The sequence below is a fragment of the Pseudoalteromonas sp. H71 genome, assembly GCF_001468485.1.
In the GTDB taxonomy this organism is placed as follows: domain Bacteria; phylum Pseudomonadota; class Gammaproteobacteria; order Enterobacterales; family Alteromonadaceae; genus Pseudoalteromonas.
This window is the reverse complement of sequence record NZ_LODI01000001.1, coordinates 186,476-204,538: the sequence shown is the minus strand read 5'-3', so window position 1 is coordinate 204,538 and position 18,063 is coordinate 186,476. Positions and strand designations below refer to the sequence as shown.

The following is an 18,063-nucleotide window of genomic DNA, read 5'->3' as shown; positions in this document are numbered from 1 at the left end:
TTGACTGAAATATAAACTTAAATGTTTAATAAAAGTAAATAAGTGTGGCTTATTTATCTTTCGAGGTTAAATTTACATCAGTAAGCTTGGTACTTAGGCAAGGTAGAGCCTTTTTAATGTGGTTACGTGTGTTTAGTTTTAAAGTATTCGAGTGGACTGCATGTGTACCAGCGTTTAAAAGCACGATTAAAAGAGCTTTGGTCTTTAAATCCGAGTGCTAAAGCCAACTGCGCTAAATTGGGTTTATTGCATAACTCATTTATACGTCGTTTTCGCTCGGTTTCAAGAAGAAGTAAAAATGTTGTTTCTTGTGATTTTAAATGTCGCTGCAAGGTCCTTGGGGTCATGCTTAAGGCATTTGCAGTGCGTGCTAACGTACAATGTTGTAAATCGAGCTTTGCCATTAAAATTTGACTAACATTTTCAGACATATTTTGCTGGCTAGTAAAAAGACTTAATTGCTGATCAGATACCTGCTTAAGTGCTAAATGTATAGCAGCATTATCGGTTTTAAAGTTTAGGCTTAAGTAACTACTCGGAAAACAAATTTCGTTGTGTTTAGCATGAGTTAAAATTGGGCAATTAAACCATGTTGTTAGCGTATTTATTTGCTCATAAGTGTAGTGATATTTAAAGCTTACTTGGGTTGGTGATAATTCGGTCTTGAGTAATTGGCGCACCACACTCACCCAAGCCGTCATGTTTCTTAACACTACTTGTTCATTGCAGTGGGCATGGGGAAACCAGCGTATAGTGGCTAGGTTTTTGTGTTGTTCAAATTGTGCTTGACCTATATCTGCCACCAAACGGTCGTAATTTAAAAGTGCTTGTATCGCGTTACCTAACCCATTACTCGATTCTACTAAATATCCCAAAACGCCATAGTCAGCGGTGCGAATATGTTGGCCCAGCCGAAACCCAAATAAAGGGTCTTTAAGTGTTTTTTGACCATAATCAAGCAATGAATTATAGCTTTTAAGCGTTATGCGTGGTGACAGCTGTTGTGTTGCACGATTACTGTATTCGTTAAAGTTAATTGCTTTTAAAGCATCTGCGCTATTTAATCCTCGGCTTTGTAGGTAGTCAAGAATACTCGAAAAGTAATGATCGGCAAGAGTTTGCATTTGTCGCCTAAAGCTAAAAAATGGTCGTGTAAGAGCAAGTTTGCCACGTTAAATTTTATTATGCTATAGGTCCTATTTTTAGTAGTAGTAGCTTATGGTTTCTATAAATTTAAAATGTACTTTACTTGCTCCACCAGAGAAAGTGGCTGCTGTATTACTTGAACATGCCTATTTAGGACGTTTTTTTAATGCCCAATTTTCACAATTAAAATCACATAATAAAGGTGAAATGAAAGGTGGAGCAGGTGCCATAAGGCAAGTTAAAACCCCGCTTGCTATTTTTAGTGAACAAATTATAAGTGCCAGCAATAAGTATATTTGCTATCGCATAATGGGTGATAAGCCGGTGGCCAATCATCAAGGAGACATATATTTAACTCCCATTGAGCATGAAGGTAATACAGCTACAGTGCTCAGGTATTGCATTACTTTTAAGCCACCATGGTGGATGCCAAGTAGCCTGATTAAGTTATTTGTTAGACATGACATTTCGCAAGCGCTTAATAAACTAGCGCGGTATTTTAAGGAGCATAATGTATGACCATTGAGATGATTTTACTCGCGCTTAGTCCTGTTTTTTTAGTGTTTGTTAGTGTTGAATTTATTAAATACAGGCGTTTTTACGATATAAAAGACAGCATGGCGAATACGGCCTTGGCGTTATTGCATCAAGCTGCCGATGCGCTTTCTTTAATATTACTGATGCCATTATTTAATTGGTTGTATGAATATCGCGTGTTTGATATTGAGCTGTCGGTACTTGGTGTTTTTTTCGCCTTTATTTTGCAAGACTTTTTATATTATTGGTTTCATAGGGCGTCGCATCACATTCATTGGTTGTGGGCTGCACATGTCGTGCATCATAGCTCTACAAAAATGAATTTTACAACGGCATTTAGGCAAAGTTTAATGTACCCCTTAGCCGGTATGTGGGTATTTTGGTTGCCTATGATTTTAATCGGCTTTAACCCTATAACTGTGCTTAGCGTTGTTGCGTTAAATTTGGCGTATCAGTTTTTTGTGCATACACAGGTAGTAAATAAGCTCGGGTGGTTTGAATTTATATTTAATACACCGTCACATCATCGGGTTCATCATGCAATTAATAAAAGCTACTTAGATAAAAACTTTGCTGGCGTACTTATAATTTGGGATAAGTTATTTGGTACATTTGTAAAAGAGGATAAAAACCAGCCGTGTAAGTATGGCATTGTGGGGCAGCTAAATAGCAATAATCCAATTACTATTACATTTCATCAATGGCGGCACTTAATTAAGCTAACTTACATAACTAAAGGATTTGAAGCTAAGTTAAAAATTTTGTTTGGTTACCCAACTAGCTCGCAAAAGAAGAATGATAATAGCGTGAAATATAAAAGTTAAGAGTGGTTATCCACTCTTAACTTTGTTGTCTAAGGAAAGAAACTATTGTGCAGTAGTAATAACCGTATCAATTAAATGTACCACGCCATTACTTGTGTATATGTCGGTGGTTGTTACATTGCTTCCTGCAACTTGTAATGACGTTGCAGATAAACTCACCTGCCACCAAATGTTGCCAACACCTTGGCCGTTTTCATCACCAGGGGCCGTGTCGCCAGAGTAGGTATACAGTGGACGACCGAGGTACGCTACCTGCATAGTGCTATCTGCGCGAGCAATAAGTGATAAACTTGGTATGTTTTCGATGGAATCAGCGGTGCCTAACACAGGTGGCCACGTTGCTGCACAGGTATCTTCACATACGCTCATCGACTCGCCTAAGTCGTTGTCAAAAACGTAAACTGTTTTACCCGGTGTTGTATCAGCCATGCCTGTTACTAAACGCGCATTGTCTGCATCGTATGCAACACTGTCTGTTTCAGCGTTAGTGGTGTTAGTAAAGTCGACAATATTTACACTTAGCATATTTTCAGCAAGGGTGGTGACCATTTTACCATTAGCTGCAAATGCATCCGTGCTGCCTACTTGAGCGCCTAATACGTGCTGTGTTAATACGCCGGTTAATGCGTCTTTATCGGCTAGTAGCGCGTTTAAGGTGTCGGTTGGGATTTTGCTGAATGCGGCGTTGGTTGGAGCAAATACGGTGAACGATTTTGTTGTATCGTTAAACGTATCAACCAAGTCAGCAGCTTGTAGAGCAGTAACTAATGTTGAAAGAGCGTCTGTTTCTGTCGCAACGGTGGCAATTGTTTTAGTAGGTGTACCTACTTCAGTGGGTGGCATAATTACCTTATTGAGCACATGAATTACACCATTATCAGCTGTTACATTTGCAGTGGTTACTGCCGAGTCGTTGATGAATAATGCGCTATCTACATATGAAAGGGCAGCCATATCGCCATTTGCCATTTCAACTTTATTGTTTTCGCTATTTGCAATGGCGACTGCTGCGTCAGACAAAACACTTGCGTCGGCAACTACATGGTAAAGTAAAATATCGCGAAGGGTATCAGTGTCTGCAAGTAGCGCATCAATGGTGTCTTGCCCAAGCGCTGCAAAAGCATCATCGGTAGGAGCAAATACCGTAAAAGTATTAGTAGGATTTGCGACTAACGTGTCCAAGCCAGTTGCACCGAGCGCAGCAATTAATGTTGTAAAGTTACCATTTTCGCTGGCAACGTCGGCAATTGTACCAAAGCTTTCAGGCAAAGTTACATCAGCTACAATGACCGAATCTATTACATGAATCACTCCGTTGGTTGTAGCAATATCTTTAACCACAATATTGGCACCACCAAACATAAGCATGTCTGTTTCAGTATTAATTGTAATTGGAAGAGAGTTGCCTAGCAGCGTTTCTGCAGATTGACCATTTAATGACATAGCCGTTACCGAATCAACCGTGCCCGTTAAAACATGCTGCTTTAAGATGTCGGCTAGTACCTCTGGGTTTGCTAAAAGTGTGTTAATCATTTTTCTACCAACAGCATCAAAAGCTGCATCTGTAGGTGCAAAAACGGTGAACTGCGCTGACTCATCGCTCAATGCCGATGTTAAACCCGAAGCGTCTAATGCGGCAAGTAAGGTAGTGAAGTCGCCTGCTTGATTCGCTGTTTCTACAATATTAGCGGTAGGAGCTGATTCAGCAGTGGCAATAGGCATAAGTACTGCGTCTATCACATGGATAATGCCATTGTCTGTTGTAATATCAGTCATGGTTACTGTGCTTGTATTAATTAACAAACTCTCGCCGCTTAATGATAATGCAACTTTTCCGCCGTTTACCGTGTCGATGGTCGTACCTGCAAGGCCTATAGCTGCTTCTGCGTTAACACTTCCTGATACAACGTGGTAGGTTAATATTGAGCTTAGTGTATCTGTGTCGGCTAGTAGGTCATTTATTGTGTCTTCGCCGAGAAGTCCAAAGGCATCATCTGTTGGTGCAAAAACAGTAAATTCTTGACTCGTATCGGCAAGTGTATCGTCCAAGCCTGTTGCCTCTAGCGCTGCAACTAGGGTAGTAAAGTTACCCGCATTTCTTGCTACATCAACAATGGTTGAAGATGCTTCGGGTTCAACTTGTACGGGTATGTTATCGTCATCATCGTCACTACAACCTTGTGCTAATAACAAGGGAAGTGTTATGAGACATACCTTCAGTAATTTGTTCATGACCTGATCCTTCTGTGTGAGATGTAATTAACAATCTCGTAACGTTACGGGAGTACTTTTACAAGAGATCAGATTTATTTGAGTGTTTTTTAAACTTCTGAATTTTAAATTTGAAAGGTATTCGTATTATTTATTACTTTTTACTACGTGGTGCCCCAAATAAAATAAATATATGACAAGCACATACAGATAAAAATGCACTTATACCTAGTGCTCCACCATAGTTACTTATTTTAGGGACTAAATATTCAAATAGAATCGCAAAAATCACTGCAGCGCAGGTTATTGTATACAAACCAAAACGCTTAGGTGCACTCATACCAATAAACGTACCACCAAAAAAAATGGCACTGTAAAGCTCGGGGTGTAAATTAAAACCATAAAAAATGCAGTAAGCAATTATAGATAAACTCGAAGAGGCGCTAATAGCGCTAAAAAGCCTATGTTTGGCGAGTAAAAATGTTAATAAAGCGCCAAAAAATGCAATTGCCGGGTATTCTATTGTCATACAAATATTCCTTTTGCTAGCGCAAAGACAGCAACGCTTACAAATGCAATACTCCCTAACTTCCCTCCAAAGCCAGAAAATAAATTTAAAGTAAGTACATACAAACAAGCACCTAAGAGTGAAACAAAACCCAGTTCCCAGTAACTGTTAATTAAACTAGAAGAACACATACCAGCAAAACTTCCTGCGTAAATAGCAGCGTTTGGATGAATAATAAGAGACTTTGGAAAAGAAATAAAAGAACCAAAAAGGCCAACCATAGAGGCAGCAATAACAGCAGGAAAATTAAATTCAGTATGCATCACAAAGCACAGCAAACAGCCTGAAAAAAAAGCACCGAATTTTATAAAGAAAAATTTAAGCATAGCTAGTCAGTTTAAAGTAACCGGGGAGTGTTTAACAGCAGCGCTTAACATTGCGGGCAAATAGTTAAAAAGATCATATGAAATGTATGAAGGCTTAAATATGCTCAAAAAAAGTGTTTTGTGTAATATAAATTACAATTTATGTATAATATAGAAAACTTATTAAAGATTAAGAAATAACCAAAGGTAATTTATGTCTAATTGTTTGCATTTGGCAATTCCGGCCGGCGACTTAGAAGTAGCTAAAACATTTTATTGTGACGTACTCGGTTGTAAAACCGGTAATAGTGAAGAGGGTCGTTGGGTAGATATCGACTTTTGGGGTAACGAGCTTACATTACACCAAAGCGTTGAACGATTACCTACTGTTCGCCATGATGTAGATATGGGGGCAGTTGCGGTTCCTCATTTTGGTATTCACTTATCTGAGGATGAATTTAACAATTTAAAAAAACGTATAGAAGATGCAGGTTTAGAATACCTTGATAAGCCTTATCGCCGATTTGTAGGAGATGAGTTTGAACAAGAAACCTTTTTTATCGAAGATACTAATGGCAATGTACTCGAAATGAAAACCATGGTTAATCCTGAGGTTTTATTCAAAAAAGTCTAACTAGTTTTTATGTATTCAAAGCCACTTTTATAGTGGCTTTGTTGAGGTTTAGCTCTGTAATTGAGGTATGACCTCGCTTGGCGTTTTATTAAAGTGGCGCTTAAACTCACGGCTAAACTGCGAGGGGCTGGTGTAACCTACCTTCAATGCGGCCTCATTTGCTTTACTACCGTTGTTTGTAATGAGTTCTTTTGCTTTTGCTAAGCGTACTTTTTTTAAGTATTGCAATGGCGATTCAAAGGTCACTTGTTTAAAGGCGCGATGAAATGACGACACACTCATGTTTACCTCTTCAGCTAAGCCTTCAACAGTAATTTGATCTGCATAGTTTTTATGCATAGTAGACAGTGTGCGTGCTATTCGGGCGTAGTGCCCATCGTGCATGGCAAGGCCAATTAAAGTATGGCCCTGAGGACCACAAAGTACACGGTATACCAATTCTTTAATTATATCTTCACCAAAAATATCGGCTTCTAGCGGGCTATTTAGTGCGCTTAATAAACGATGAGTTACTTGCTCCATAGCACCATCTACTTTTGCTGATTGCACACCGCTCATTTGCCCAGAAGTAAACGGCGTATGTTCGCCCATTTGGTTTACTAACTTATGTAATGTTGCTGGGTTAATATCAACAACTACGCCCATTACAGGTAGGCCATTATCAGTAAAGGCTTCGCATTCAAGTGGTACGGGTACACCTAAAACCAGGTAGTCGCCAGCACCATATTTTATTTGATGATCAGGGAAATGAATTATTTTATGCCCTTGGCCAACTAAAATAATACCAGAGTTGTAAATGAGTGGCTGACGAGGTGAACTTTTACTCGCACGATGAAAGTAAACCCCGGGAATAATCGTTTTCTTAACGCCCTCAAAATTGAGCAAATCATTGTGCTCGGCGTATTGCTGCAACATGCTGGCTATAGTGGGCATTAAAAAACATTTTATCGTACAAATTTTGCGTAAAATAACAATGTTGGCAGTATTAGGCAAACTTTAGGCATTTATTAGGCTTTTTTAATGTTTGTTTTGCCACTAATATGCACCTATTGAAATTTAGCTTAGTGAGTAACTAAGCATTCTATTTAAGGCGTGTTGATCTTTTATGGTTGAATTTACAGCAGTATGTTTGGTTTTTAGGCAAGGCAGAGCCTATGAAGTGTGGTTACTCCCCATAAATAGGCGATAACGCAGCATAAATGCCAAACATGCGCTGCCCTTCGGGTTCTGCCTAGGGGCGATAAACTCTTTGTTACTCGGTTTTTACTTAGTCCACTAAGTTACAAACCTCGCGCCGCGATTTAATCGCCCCTAGATTGAACAAATTTCAATCCGCAAAGATCAACACGCCCTAGTATTTAACCGTTACCTAGGAGCAAAATAATGAAATTTAGCTACGTAAACCCAACACTTATTCAGTTCGGCCAACAGCAAATTGCATCAGTAACCGATTTGATCGCAAAAGATCAAAAAGTTTTAGTAGTGTACGGCGGCGGTTCTATTAAAAAGAACGGCGTGTACGACCAAGTTGCAGCGGCACTTGAAGGTTTTGATTGGGTAGAGTTCTCAGGTGTTGGTGCCAATCCAACAATTGAAGTGTTAGACCAAGCAGTAAAAATTTGTAAAGAACAAAATATCGACTTTGTATTAGGTGTAGGCGGTGGCTCTGTAATTGACGGCGTTAAATACATTGCAGCGTCGGCAGTTTATGATGGCGAAGGTTGGGATATCCCTACTGGTAAGCATACTATTACTAGCGCATTACCAATCGGTGCAATATTAACATTACCTGCAACGGGTTCTGAGTCTAACCAAAATTCAGTTGTGAGCAAAGAAGCAACGAAGCAAAAACTACCGTTTGCATCACCAAAAGTGCTACCAAAGTTCGCGATTATGGACCCTGATGTAATGAAAACATTACCGCAGCGCCAACTTGTGAATGGTTTAGTAGATGCATGGGTTCATACGTGTGAGCAGTACCTAACATTCCCTGAAACAGCATTGGTTCAAGAAGGTTACGCAGAGGCACTTTTAAGAACGCTTAAAACGCTGGGCGATAACTTTGAAAACCAAGACGATGCATGGCGTGCAAACCTTATGTGGGCAGCAAACCAAGCACTTAATGGTTTAATTGGTTCTGGTGTATCGCAAGATTGGGCAACACACATGATTGGCCATGAGCTTACAGCTGCTTACGGTGTTGATCATGCACGTTCACTGGCTATTGTTCAGCCTTCTTTACTACGTAACCAATTTGCAGTTAAAAAAGCGAAGCTAGAGCAAATGGGTAAAAACGTATTTGGTCTTGCACAATCGGATGATTTAGCAGAGCAAACAATTCAAGCAATTGAAGCGTTTTACCACAGCTTAGATGTAGCCACTGTGCTTACTGAACATGGCGGTGACAAAGCAGCTGCAGTAGAAAACGTACTTGCTAAGCTTGAAGCTCACGGCATGGTAGCCCTTGGTGAAAACCAAGCAATTACACTTACACAAAGCCGCGAAATTTTAGAGCAAGCAATTGCTTAAGCGCTTAAAGTAATACAAAACTAAAAGCCGCTAGCGTTTACGTTAGCGGCTTTTTTATGCATAAAATAAATTAAAAACACTGTGTTTATAATTAACCAATAATATCGGTATTAATGTTTTAAAATGATGATAGTAAACTGTGTTCATCGGTTAGCAAAACTAACACCTTATAAATTTACACAGGATAAAAACTCATGACACTACTACAAAAAATATTAAACTCTAAAGCAGGCGCAGCAGCACTTATTTTACGTGTACCAGTCGGTTTAATTTTAGCAGCGCATGGCGCGCAAAAATTATTTGCTTGGTTTGGCGGTTACGGCCTTGAAGGCACAGGGCAGTGGATGGCAAGTATTGGCTTAGAGCCAGGTTACTGGTTAGCTTTAATGGCAGGCAGCGCTGAATTTTTTGGCGGCATTGCATTAGCACTTGGTATATTAACACGCCCAGCAGCCATAGTTACGGCGTTTACAATGTTGATTGCAATATTTAGTGTACACATTAACAATGGTTTATTTATGGCTAACAACGGTTACGAATATGCCCTTACTTTATTAGTTGCAACTGCAGCGCTTGCTATTCAAGGTGCAGGTAGCTTTTCGGTTGATAGTGTTATTGCTAAAAAACTAGCTGATAAATAACGTTTATAATTAAAAAAATAGCGGCTTATTTAGCCGCTATTTTTGCATGGGTTAAGCGTTATTTTACTTAGCCGAAAAAGTTAAAGAGTAGTTGTACTGCGTTTGCTCAAGTAAATATTCTTTATGGGTACTTGGGCTCCACGAATCATCGCCGCCAACACCCATATGTTGATGATCAATATGGACATGTAAGCAATCATCAGCTACTAGCTCATTGGTGTGTTTTGCTTGCGTAAGCATGCTTTGAGAGTATTCACTGGCGGCAAATAAAAACGCACCGGTCACGGTTAAGTTATTAATACTCAGTAATTGGCAATCACTACGCACGCCGTTATCGGTTGGGAATATATACGGTGTATGTAGCTCATTATGTTGCGCATTGTAATAACCTAAACGCGCAGCCGCTTTGCGATCTGGGTAGTTTTCAAATGGGCCTAAACCAAGCCAATTTACTTGTGTATCGCTTTGTTTATTAAGCGTTGTACTTAACCCTATGCGTGGCATGGGTGGCAAAGTGTCGTTGAGTTGTACATCAACATTTAAGTTAATTTCACCGTTATTATTAAGTGTATAAAGCCAAGTTGTTTTTGCTTGTACCACGCCATTAAATTCATAACTAAACACACAGGTAATACGTATATCTTTGTTTGATTGCACGACTTCAAACAAGCGACATGTACGCTGCCACTGCCCAATACCGGCTCTTAGCCAGCGCGCTTCCCATGCGTTAGGGTCTAGATTGTCTACTTCGCTTACGCCTATGTCATTATCAAGCGGGGCGCGGTAAAAATTATCAACTAGTGGACTTTTAATAACGTGGGTTTGATTGTGTAACCATTGCTCAATAAGGCCTGATTGGCTATTAAACACGAGTTTAAAGGTATCGCCTTCAATACTTAGCTGTGTATCGGTCTCACTAATATTTAGTGTGCCATGTGCTGAAGCGTTTAGAGTGGGCTTAAATGTATCAGCGCTTAAACTTTGGCTATTTATAAGTTTAAATTGCTCGGTGTTTAATACATGCTCGGCACTTGCAAAGCTTGAGTCGTTAATCATTACTACATCTAAATTAAGGTGATATTGCGCACCGGCTTTAAACACCGTTTCTGTATTAACAGTTAGCGTTTGCGTACTTTGCGGGGCAATATTAATGATTTGCTCGCCTTGCTCTATACATTGGCCATTTTCTATTAACTGCCAAACCAGTTTTTCGTTATCGGTTGCCCTAAATAAATAATCACTAAATACATCAACGGTATAGTGGTTTTGAGTTTGCTCGCGCAGCGTGAATTGTAAATGCTGTTGGCTGTATTTAGCTTCAAACAGGCTAGGGTGCGGCGTACGATCTGGAAATAATAAGCCGTTTATACAAAATTGGCGGTCGTTTAGTTCATCACCAAAATCGCCACCGTAAGCCCAATAATGCTTACCGTTTTCATCAGTTTTAGATAAACCTTGGTCTACCCAATCCCAAATAAAGCCACCTTGCAGGCGCGGGTACTCTCTAAATGCTTGCCAGTAATCGTCAAAGCTACCTAGGCTGTTACCCATTGCGTGTGCGTACTCACATAAAATGAGAGGACGGGTTTCGCCTGGTAGGCTTAGCCACTTTTTAATAGAGTATTTAGGTACTGCGTCATCGGCAAGGTGGGTATCTACACGGGCATACATAGGGCAAATAATATCGGTTGCGGTGGTATTTGCGCCGCCACCTTCGTATTGCACTGGACGCGATGGGTCAAAGCTTTTTGACCAACCGTACATAGCATCGTGGTTGGCACCGTGCCCGCATTCGTTCCCCAGTGACCAAATAATAATAGAGGCGTGGTTTTTATCGCGCTCAACCATTTGTGTATAGCGCGACATAAATGCACCAGCCAACTGCGGATCGCTTGCAAGCCTACCCATAGGAAACATACCGTGGGTTTCTATATTGGCCTCGTCCACTACGTATAAACCTAGCTCGTCACACAGCTCGTAAAAACGCGGGTGGTTAGGGTAGTGAGCAGTACGTACAGCATTAAAGTTATTTTGCTTCATCAGCTTAATATCTTCAATCATGTCGGCGGTGCTCACTGTGTGGCCGTTTTCAGGGTGATGTTCGTGGCGGTTAACACCGCGAATTAGTAGCGGTTTGCCGTTTAAGCAAAGCTGCCCGTTAAGCATTTCTACTTTTCTAAAGCCAATGTTATAGGCTTCGGCGTCTACGGTTCTGCCTTGCTCATCTAACAGGCTTACAACACAGCGATATAAGGTCGGGGTTTCGGCGGTCCACTTTTTAGGGCTTTGTATATCAATTGTTTGAAATACGACATCGCTCCAACCGCCTTTTTCATCAACGCGTTTATTGTTAGTGCTTTGTATTTGTGGCTCACACAATGCTTGTTCACCATCAAAAACCTGTACTGCTACTTGGTAGTTATTTGGCGCATCTATTGCGGTTTTTATATGCAAAGTCGCATCGCGGTAGCATGCGTCTAAATCAGGGGTTATAAATACATCGCGTATTTGGTGTTGCGGTTTGGTAAGTAAATTAACATCGCGGAATATACCACTTAGCCACCACATGTCTTGATCTTCGAGGTAACTGCCATCGCTCCAGCGAATAACCATAACCGCAATGCGGTTGGTGCCAGCCACTAACAGTTCGCTTAAATCAAATTCGCTTGGTAAGCGGCTATCTTGCGAGTAGCCCACCCATTGACCGTTACACCAAAGGTGAAACGCCGAGTTTACGCCTTCAAAAATAATATGGTTTCGCTGAGCTAATTGACCCGCCGTAATAGTAAACTCAGTGCGGTAGCAACCCGTTGGGTTATCGCTAGGAACAAAAGGCGGGTTTACGGCAAAGGGGTATTTAACATTGCAATAAATAGGTTTATCAAAGCCGTGTAATTGCCAGTTAGAAGGCACAGGAATACTTTGCCAGTCGCTGGCGAGTGTTTCACTTAGTAATGACTCATCAACCGCTTCGGGTTTATCAAATAATTTAAAATCCCATTGGCCGTTTAAACTTTGTTTTTGTGATTGCGTGTTTGTACGGGCATGGTCAACGATTTTAAAACCATTAAGTGGGCTGTGCGCTTTTACTTGATTAACTTGCACCGAAATTGGGTTTTCCCAATCGCGGCGGTTAATTATGTGCTGTAGTGAGTTCATTAGTGTCCTATTGCATGTGTGGCAATTATAGTGGCTTAAATATAGCTAAAATAATACGTTGAGGTTATGCTTAAAGCTCTCTTTTATTTGTCCAAAACTATCATTTTAAATTATGCGCAACACCATTAAAGATGTACTCGATATTGGCCCAGAGTGTACAGAGCGGTTTATTGATTTAAACACGCTTTCGCAAATGCCAAGCCTTGAAATAGAGCTGGCAGGTTGCTCAAATTTACTGGGTGATTATTGTGTTGCGCGTACTAACCCGCTTGAACACACTTTGTTTTATACTTTGGGTGGTCAGGGCACGCTTAAAACTATTAATAACCAATACCCATTAATCGAAAATAGCTTAGCTATATTGCCAGCACGGCAAAGTTTTGAGGTTGAAATAGCAAGCGAAAAGTGGGATGTGATTTGGCTAAATCTTGCAAATACCAAGCGTTGGCAGCATTTAAATTTAGCGCACGCTAAGGTATTAACTGATCAACAATTAACACCACTGCACTTAGCAATGGAGCTTTTATACAGCGAAGGAAATGCGACTTTGCGTGAAGGCGTAATGCCTATTTTAAGTCATTACTTAAACACTACGCTTCAAAGCGAGCCACAAATAGGCGGGCAAAATAGATTAACCAGCTTATTTTTAGAGGTAGAAGAGCGCCTGCAGTTTGATTGGACAATAGAGGCTATGTGCGAACAAGTACATTACTCAGCACCGCATTTACACAGGTTATGCCAGGCACAATTTGGCAAAAGCCCTATGCAGCAGCTTATTTATTTACGTATTAAACGGGCTAAAAACTTGCTTTTAAATACCCGCTGGCCAATTGCCCATATTGCCGCTTACGTGGGGTACCCTAATATATTTAATTTTTCAAAACGGTTTAAAAAATCAGTGGGCGTTTCACCCACAGAGTTTAGAAAAAAGTTAGTTTAAACATTTTAATTATATTGAAACAGGTTATCCCAGCGCTCATCTAAAATGGTTTTTGCATGGTCTAGGCTTATTGCGCTATACACATCGTTAGTGCAGGTTACTAAACGCATCCGGGTGAGCTTTTCAAGTGCATCGCTAATTTCAAAGTCGAGTTCGCATTTATACTTTGTTTTAAACCACGCCTCTATTTGCTCATCAAGCATTTGAGCGTTTAGGCCACTTTTAGATTTTAATAAAAACGTATAGGCAAGTAGAGCTTCTTTTATGTCTTCTTCTTCGGCGGCGTCTATAAGGGTATGAAAAACACCGGCGTTGTTATCAAGATTTTTAAAGTAAAGGTTATCACTAAGGGCTTTCATAAATTTAATTTTACGGTTTTTAAATTTACTCCACTCTTTAAAAATAAAGCTGCCAAATACCCCCATGCCAATAGTAAAGGTAATAAAGTGTTGTTGGGTCATTTCTACGGCTTTATCTGTAAAGCCACCCCAAAAAGCAAACAAAGCAAATAATAATAAAATTGATGCGCCTAGCTTTGTAATTAAAACCACGGCACCGCCAATTAAAGCCGATGAGCCAATAATCACCTTATCAATAGGGCGCATACGTACTTCGCTATTAGGAAATAGCATTTCAAGGTCGGCTTTAGGTACATTTTGAAACAGCTTAACGATGGTCGAGCTTGGCTCAAACCCTAAAGGCGTTTTATTTTTAGCGTCAAAGTGGGCTTTATCTTTAAAACGAATAAACACCGCAACGCGGTCGTAATTAGTAAAGTGCAGTGGCTTTTTACGAAGCCCCCAAAAGCTGGTTATGGTTTCAGTGAGCTGCGACTCGCCGCGGCGATAAAAAACCACTTCTTCAAAGTCGTCAAATTCCACCTCAAGGCGCACTTTAAAAAGGGATTCTTCGTTGAGTGCATCTTGTAAGTCTTGATTGGTGACCACTTCAAAATTAGCCGCGTTTAAAACTTTAGCAAAATCTTTTGCAAAGTCACGTTGGCACTGCGCTTTTTGAGCATTTGATACCGGCGCTAAAGAGCGTGTATCGCTATTAGGATCAAAGGGCGCGTAGTTATTTTTTAGCGACTCAAGTGTGGCGTGGTAATCGAAATGAATAAAGCTAGCAAGTAGGTCACAAAATTGTTTAAACGAGGTTTGTTGTGTGTTGTTTTCAAGCTCATTGCTACACATTTCAATAATGTCTTGCTTGCGAAAGGGAATAAAACGCGCATTTTGCATAAATTTTTAACTACTTAAATAGGGCTTAACGTTATTAGCACATAGTAAAATATTCTTATAAATATTGCTATTTTGTTAACCTGTTAAGTGGGTATTGTTTGTATCAAGTTTTAATAGTTTCAGGGTGTATTAACTTAACTGTGTCATTATTAATATGTAAATACAGGATAATTAAGCATAGGGCAGGAGTTAATTGTGGCTTTACAAAAAAAATTAAAACAAAAAACACGTAATTTTATAGAGTCTAAACATATGCTCAGTGGCATTACGGTTGCGTCGTTTTTAGAATCCACAATTGTCCCTATTCCTTTAGAAGCGATTATGGTGCCACTTATGCAGGCACAACGAGAAAAACTATGGTTGATTGCATTAATGGCAACGCTGGGCTGTGTTGTTGGGGCATTATTTGGTTATGCCCTTGGCTACTATTTATTTGATGCAGTTGGGGATTGGGTGATTAGTGCTTTTTCAAGCCCTGAACAGTTCGAAAATGTTAAACAAAAAATGGACAACCAAGGTTTTTGGTTTGTTATTACTTTAGGAATAGTACCTATTCCATTTCAAATAGCGATGCTTGCGGCGGGCGCTACCAAGTATTCACTTGGCCTGTTTTTACTGGCCAGCGCAATTGCTCGTTCAATTCGTTACTTTGGACTTGCTATTGTTGTGTTTTATGCAGGAAACCAAGCTGAACGTATAATTAGTAAGCATAAAGTTAAAGCCATGATTAGTTTAACTATTTTAGTTTTACTGGGATGGGGGATCAGCACCTTACTTTGAGGCTAAATTTGTAAGGTGTGTTATAGTTCTTAAAGATGATTTATAAACTCAAGTGTAATCTATTTATATGATGAATGTTGAAACTGTCAGCCTTAAGTTGACCCGCTTTACTCGTATAACGCGGTTAAATAAATTGCTTATGTTTGCGCTGCTAGTATTTATAGTGGTATTCACCATTTATAACTTCACTTATTTTCCTCTGTTAGGTGCAAAAAAAAGCATCCCTGCCTTTGCCAGTGAACTCATCAATCTTATTGTCATAATGACTGTTTTTTGGGTTGTGCAGTGTTCCAAATTAGCTAAAAAAGCCTACCAGTATGTCACCATTGGTTTAATGTTATGGATAGTGGGAATGACGGTCGATGTGCTTGATGAACTTGTTGTTCAGCCTGCGTGGGTTACCTTGTATATAAAAAATTTATGCATTTCTGTAGGGGTCGTTATTACGGCTTATGGCTTATTTAAAACCATGTTGTTTATGCAAAAAATGCACAATAGGCTAGCCCAAGAGTTTATAATTGATGATCTCACCCAAGTTTACAATCGGCGATGTTTTTACGAATACGTTGAAAACGAAACCGATGAATCTTACGCGGTAATCATCATCGATATTGATCACTTTAAATCTATTAACGATACCTATGGTCATAGCAAGGGCGACAAGGTGCTTAAAGCTTTTGCTAGCAAAGTAGACGCTCTGTTTGAAGATGGCAATATTTTTGCGCGTATTGGAGGTGAGGAGTTTGCAGGCTACTTACCAAATTGCACTCTGGAGCAAATGCAGGCGTTTGCTGAGACGGTATTGGCGAGTGCTCGCACTATTGAGGTTACCGATAAGCTTTATACTAGTGCAAGTGTTGGGGTAGCTAAACGCTTCAAAAATGAATCATTTGATAGCGTAATGAAGCGCGCAGACCAAGCTTTATACAAAGCTAAAAACAATGGCCGGAATCAATTTGAAATCGCAGCGAAGCCGTAAATAGCGGGTCCTTATTGTTTGCACATTTGCTACACTTTTTTACGTTTTCGTAAGTAAATGTCAGCTTAGGTAATACTTTGTAAAGCATGAAATTAAATTAAAATGCAAAGGTCGTAGAGGGGATATTAATAATAAGGAATCCCCTTGATGACCAACTCTCTTTTAAAAGTGGTTTTACCTCTTAGCTTACTTGGTGTTTTATCTGGCTGTGGCTCTGATGATAGCGCAAGCTCTACAGGCTATATTCAAATGTATAATGGCTCGTACAACAGCCCTTATACGCGCTTATTTGTTGAAGAAACAGAACGTTCAGGTGCCGACTTTGCCGACGTAACCACGCGCCATAATTACAGTACTGGCACATTTGATGTTAGCTTTGAATATTTAGACGCTAACGATAGCTACATCGCTATTAGCGATCAAGAAATTTCAATTAAAGATGATAAAACGCAATTGGTTGTTATGAGTGGCGATTTTGCAGAACCCACTTTTACTGAATTAAGCGTGCCTATTAGTAGTGACGCCGGCGAGTTTAACCTTGGCTTTTTTAACATCACGGGTGAGGACACCAGCTACGATATTTATCTGGCAACAGACGATGGCGTATTTGAAAGCGCAACATTGTTTGCATCTGCGCAGTACTTAAATGAATTAGATTTACAAAGTGTAGATGAAGGTTATTACACTATTTTTATTACCCCTGCGGGCAGTAGCGATGTGGTTTACGAGTCATCGTCAGTTTATTTGTATGATGAGGCAAGCTACGTAGCCATTATTCGCCCAAGTTATGCCACCGAGTTAAGTGGTATCACGCTTGATGTAGTAACCGACAATAACTACGTTACTGAACTTAAGCATCAATCTGCATTAGGTCAACTGCGTTTTATTAATACTATTGATGACTACTCACCAGTTAGTTTTAGTGTAACGCGTGGCACTACAGCAACCCCAACTAATTCAGTTTCAAGTGACAACTATACCGACTACGTTGAGCTATTACCAAACAGTTATAGCGTGGCGATGTTTGATGAGCAAGGTATCAAGCTGGCCGATAACTTTTTAATGACCCTTGAACGTGAGCAAAGCGCGGTGGGTATTTTTTACAACGATGCAGATAATGGCTTGCGGATGATGAGTGTTGAAGAGCATTTAACACCAAGCAGTTATAGTCATACGGTGTCGGTTATTAACCTTATTGAAAGTTACGCAGGACAGTCGGTAACTGATATTGATGTGTACTTTACCCTTAACGGTGAAACTGTTGAGGACACCAGTAATGTAGTTGATGGCTTAGACCGCTACGATCAAGAAGAGCAAGTAGTCGATAACGAAATTTATACGGTGTATGCTGTTTTTGAGGATAACGGCCAGCAAATTGTACTCATTCAACAAAGCGATATGGACTTTACCCAAGAGGGAAATTACATACTCATTTTAGAGCATGATGAAACCACGGCATCGGGTTATAAAATGTCTTTAGATCGCACAATTACAAACAGTGTTGAATAATAAAATGAGAGTTAAAAGCCTAAATACAGAGTGTATTTAGGCTTTTTATTGAACAAAATT

Annotated in this window: 16 protein-coding genes; 9 read left to right on the top strand and 7 right to left on the bottom strand. The window is 39.9% G+C overall.

Going from position 1 to position 18,063, the window contains the following annotated elements; all coding sequences use genetic code 11:
- Positions 1-122: 122 nt before the first annotated feature.
- Positions 123-1,124 (bottom strand): AraC family transcriptional regulator, encoded by a 1,002-nt coding sequence (locus ATS71_RS00935; RefSeq protein ID WP_058403124.1) that lies wholly within the window; start codon positions 1,122-1,124, stop codon positions 123-125.
- A 94-nt stretch (positions 1,125-1,218) separates the two neighbouring features.
- Between ATS71_RS00935 and ATS71_RS00930 the strand changes: the two genes are divergently transcribed.
- A complete protein-coding gene (locus ATS71_RS00930) occupies positions 1,219-1,665 on the top strand; it encodes an SRPBCC family protein (protein ID WP_058403123.1) in 447 nt (148 codons plus the stop codon).
- On the top strand, positions 1,662-2,507 hold the full coding sequence (locus tag ATS71_RS00925) for a sterol desaturase family protein (protein ID WP_058403122.1): 846 nt from the start codon (positions 1,662-1,664) through the stop codon (positions 2,505-2,507). Before ATS71_RS00930 ends, ATS71_RS00925 begins: the two co-directional genes overlap by 4 nt.
- A 42-nt stretch (positions 2,508-2,549) precedes the next feature.
- Here the strand turns inward: ATS71_RS00925 and ATS71_RS00920 are convergent, their stop codons facing one another.
- The 3 genes from ATS71_RS00920 to ATS71_RS00910 all read right to left on the bottom strand — a co-directional run bounded on the left by ATS71_RS00920 (position 2,550) and on the right by ATS71_RS00910 (position 5,612).
- On the bottom strand, positions 2,550-4,739 hold the full coding sequence (locus ATS71_RS00920) for a fasciclin domain-containing protein (protein ID WP_058403121.1): 2,190 nt from the start codon (positions 4,737-4,739) through the stop codon (positions 2,550-2,552).
- Positions 4,740-4,872: 133 nt separating this feature from the next.
- On the bottom strand, positions 4,873-5,247 hold the full coding sequence (locus ATS71_RS00915) for a hypothetical protein (protein WP_058403120.1): 375 nt from the start codon (positions 5,245-5,247) through the stop codon (positions 4,873-4,875).
- Positions 5,244-5,612, bottom strand: coding sequence for a hypothetical protein (locus ATS71_RS00910; protein ID WP_171034591.1), 369 nt, complete (start codon positions 5,610-5,612; stop codon positions 5,244-5,246). The genes ATS71_RS00915 and ATS71_RS00910 overlap by 4 nt, the downstream gene beginning before the upstream one ends.
- Before the next feature lie 193 nt (positions 5,613-5,805).
- Between ATS71_RS00910 and ATS71_RS00905 the strand changes: the two genes are divergently transcribed.
- Complete coding sequence (locus ATS71_RS00905; RefSeq protein WP_058403118.1) at positions 5,806-6,225, top strand: VOC family protein; 420 nt, start codon at positions 5,806-5,808, stop codon at positions 6,223-6,225.
- 48 nt (positions 6,226-6,273) lie between these two features.
- Here the strand turns inward: ATS71_RS00905 and ATS71_RS00900 are convergent, their stop codons facing one another.
- Entirely contained in the window at positions 6,274-7,158 is an 885-nt protein-coding gene (locus ATS71_RS00900) for an AraC family transcriptional regulator (protein ID WP_058403325.1), read from the bottom strand.
- Positions 7,159-7,608: 450 nt separating this feature from the next.
- On the opposite strand from ATS71_RS00900, the gene ATS71_RS00895 reads away from it, so the two are divergent.
- Positions 7,609-8,754 carry an iron-containing alcohol dehydrogenase gene (locus ATS71_RS00895; RefSeq protein WP_058403117.1) on the top strand — a complete coding sequence of 382 codons (1,146 nt, stop codon included), beginning with the start codon at positions 7,609-7,611 and terminating at the stop codon, positions 8,752-8,754.
- A gap of 194 nt (positions 8,755-8,948) precedes the next feature.
- Positions 8,949-9,395 carry a DoxX family protein gene (locus tag ATS71_RS00890; RefSeq protein ID WP_058403116.1) on the top strand — a complete coding sequence of 149 codons (447 nt, stop codon included), beginning with the start codon at positions 8,949-8,951 and terminating at the stop codon, positions 9,393-9,395.
- Between the two features lie 63 nt (positions 9,396-9,458).
- Here ATS71_RS00890 and ATS71_RS00885 read toward each other — a convergent pair whose 3' ends face one another.
- Complete coding sequence (locus ATS71_RS00885) at positions 9,459-12,554, bottom strand: beta-galactosidase (protein WP_058403115.1); 3,096 nt, start codon at positions 12,552-12,554, stop codon at positions 9,459-9,461.
- Between the two features lie 112 nt (positions 12,555-12,666).
- Between ATS71_RS00885 and ATS71_RS00880 the strand changes: the two genes are divergently transcribed.
- Positions 12,667-13,494, top strand: coding sequence for a helix-turn-helix transcriptional regulator (locus ATS71_RS00880; protein ID WP_058403114.1), 828 nt, complete (start codon positions 12,667-12,669; stop codon positions 13,492-13,494).
- A gap of 5 nt (positions 13,495-13,499) precedes the next feature.
- On the opposite strand, the gene ATS71_RS00875 is transcribed toward ATS71_RS00880, so the two are convergent.
- The gene (locus ATS71_RS00875) at positions 13,500-14,735 is read right to left on the bottom strand and encodes a TMEM143 family protein (RefSeq protein WP_058403113.1); all 1,236 of its coding nucleotides are present in this window, start codon (positions 14,733-14,735) and stop codon (positions 13,500-13,502) included.
- 195 nt (positions 14,736-14,930) lie between these two features.
- Here ATS71_RS00875 and ATS71_RS00870 point away from each other — a divergent pair, with 195 nt between their 5' ends.
- From ATS71_RS00870 to ATS71_RS00860, 3 genes are all read left to right on the top strand, one after another.
- Positions 14,931-15,515, top strand: a complete 585-nt coding sequence (locus ATS71_RS00870; RefSeq protein WP_058403112.1) for a YqaA family protein — start codon at positions 14,931-14,933, stop codon at positions 15,513-15,515.
- A 70-nt stretch (positions 15,516-15,585) separates the two neighbouring features.
- Positions 15,586-16,494 (top strand): GGDEF domain-containing protein, encoded by a 909-nt coding sequence (locus tag ATS71_RS00865; protein WP_058403111.1) that lies wholly within the window; start codon positions 15,586-15,588, stop codon positions 16,492-16,494.
- Between the two features lie 147 nt (positions 16,495-16,641).
- Positions 16,642-18,003 carry a hypothetical protein gene (locus tag ATS71_RS00860; RefSeq protein WP_058403110.1) on the top strand — a complete coding sequence of 454 codons (1,362 nt, stop codon included), beginning with the start codon at positions 16,642-16,644 and terminating at the stop codon, positions 18,001-18,003.
- The last annotated feature ends 60 nt before the right edge of the window (positions 18,004-18,063 follow it).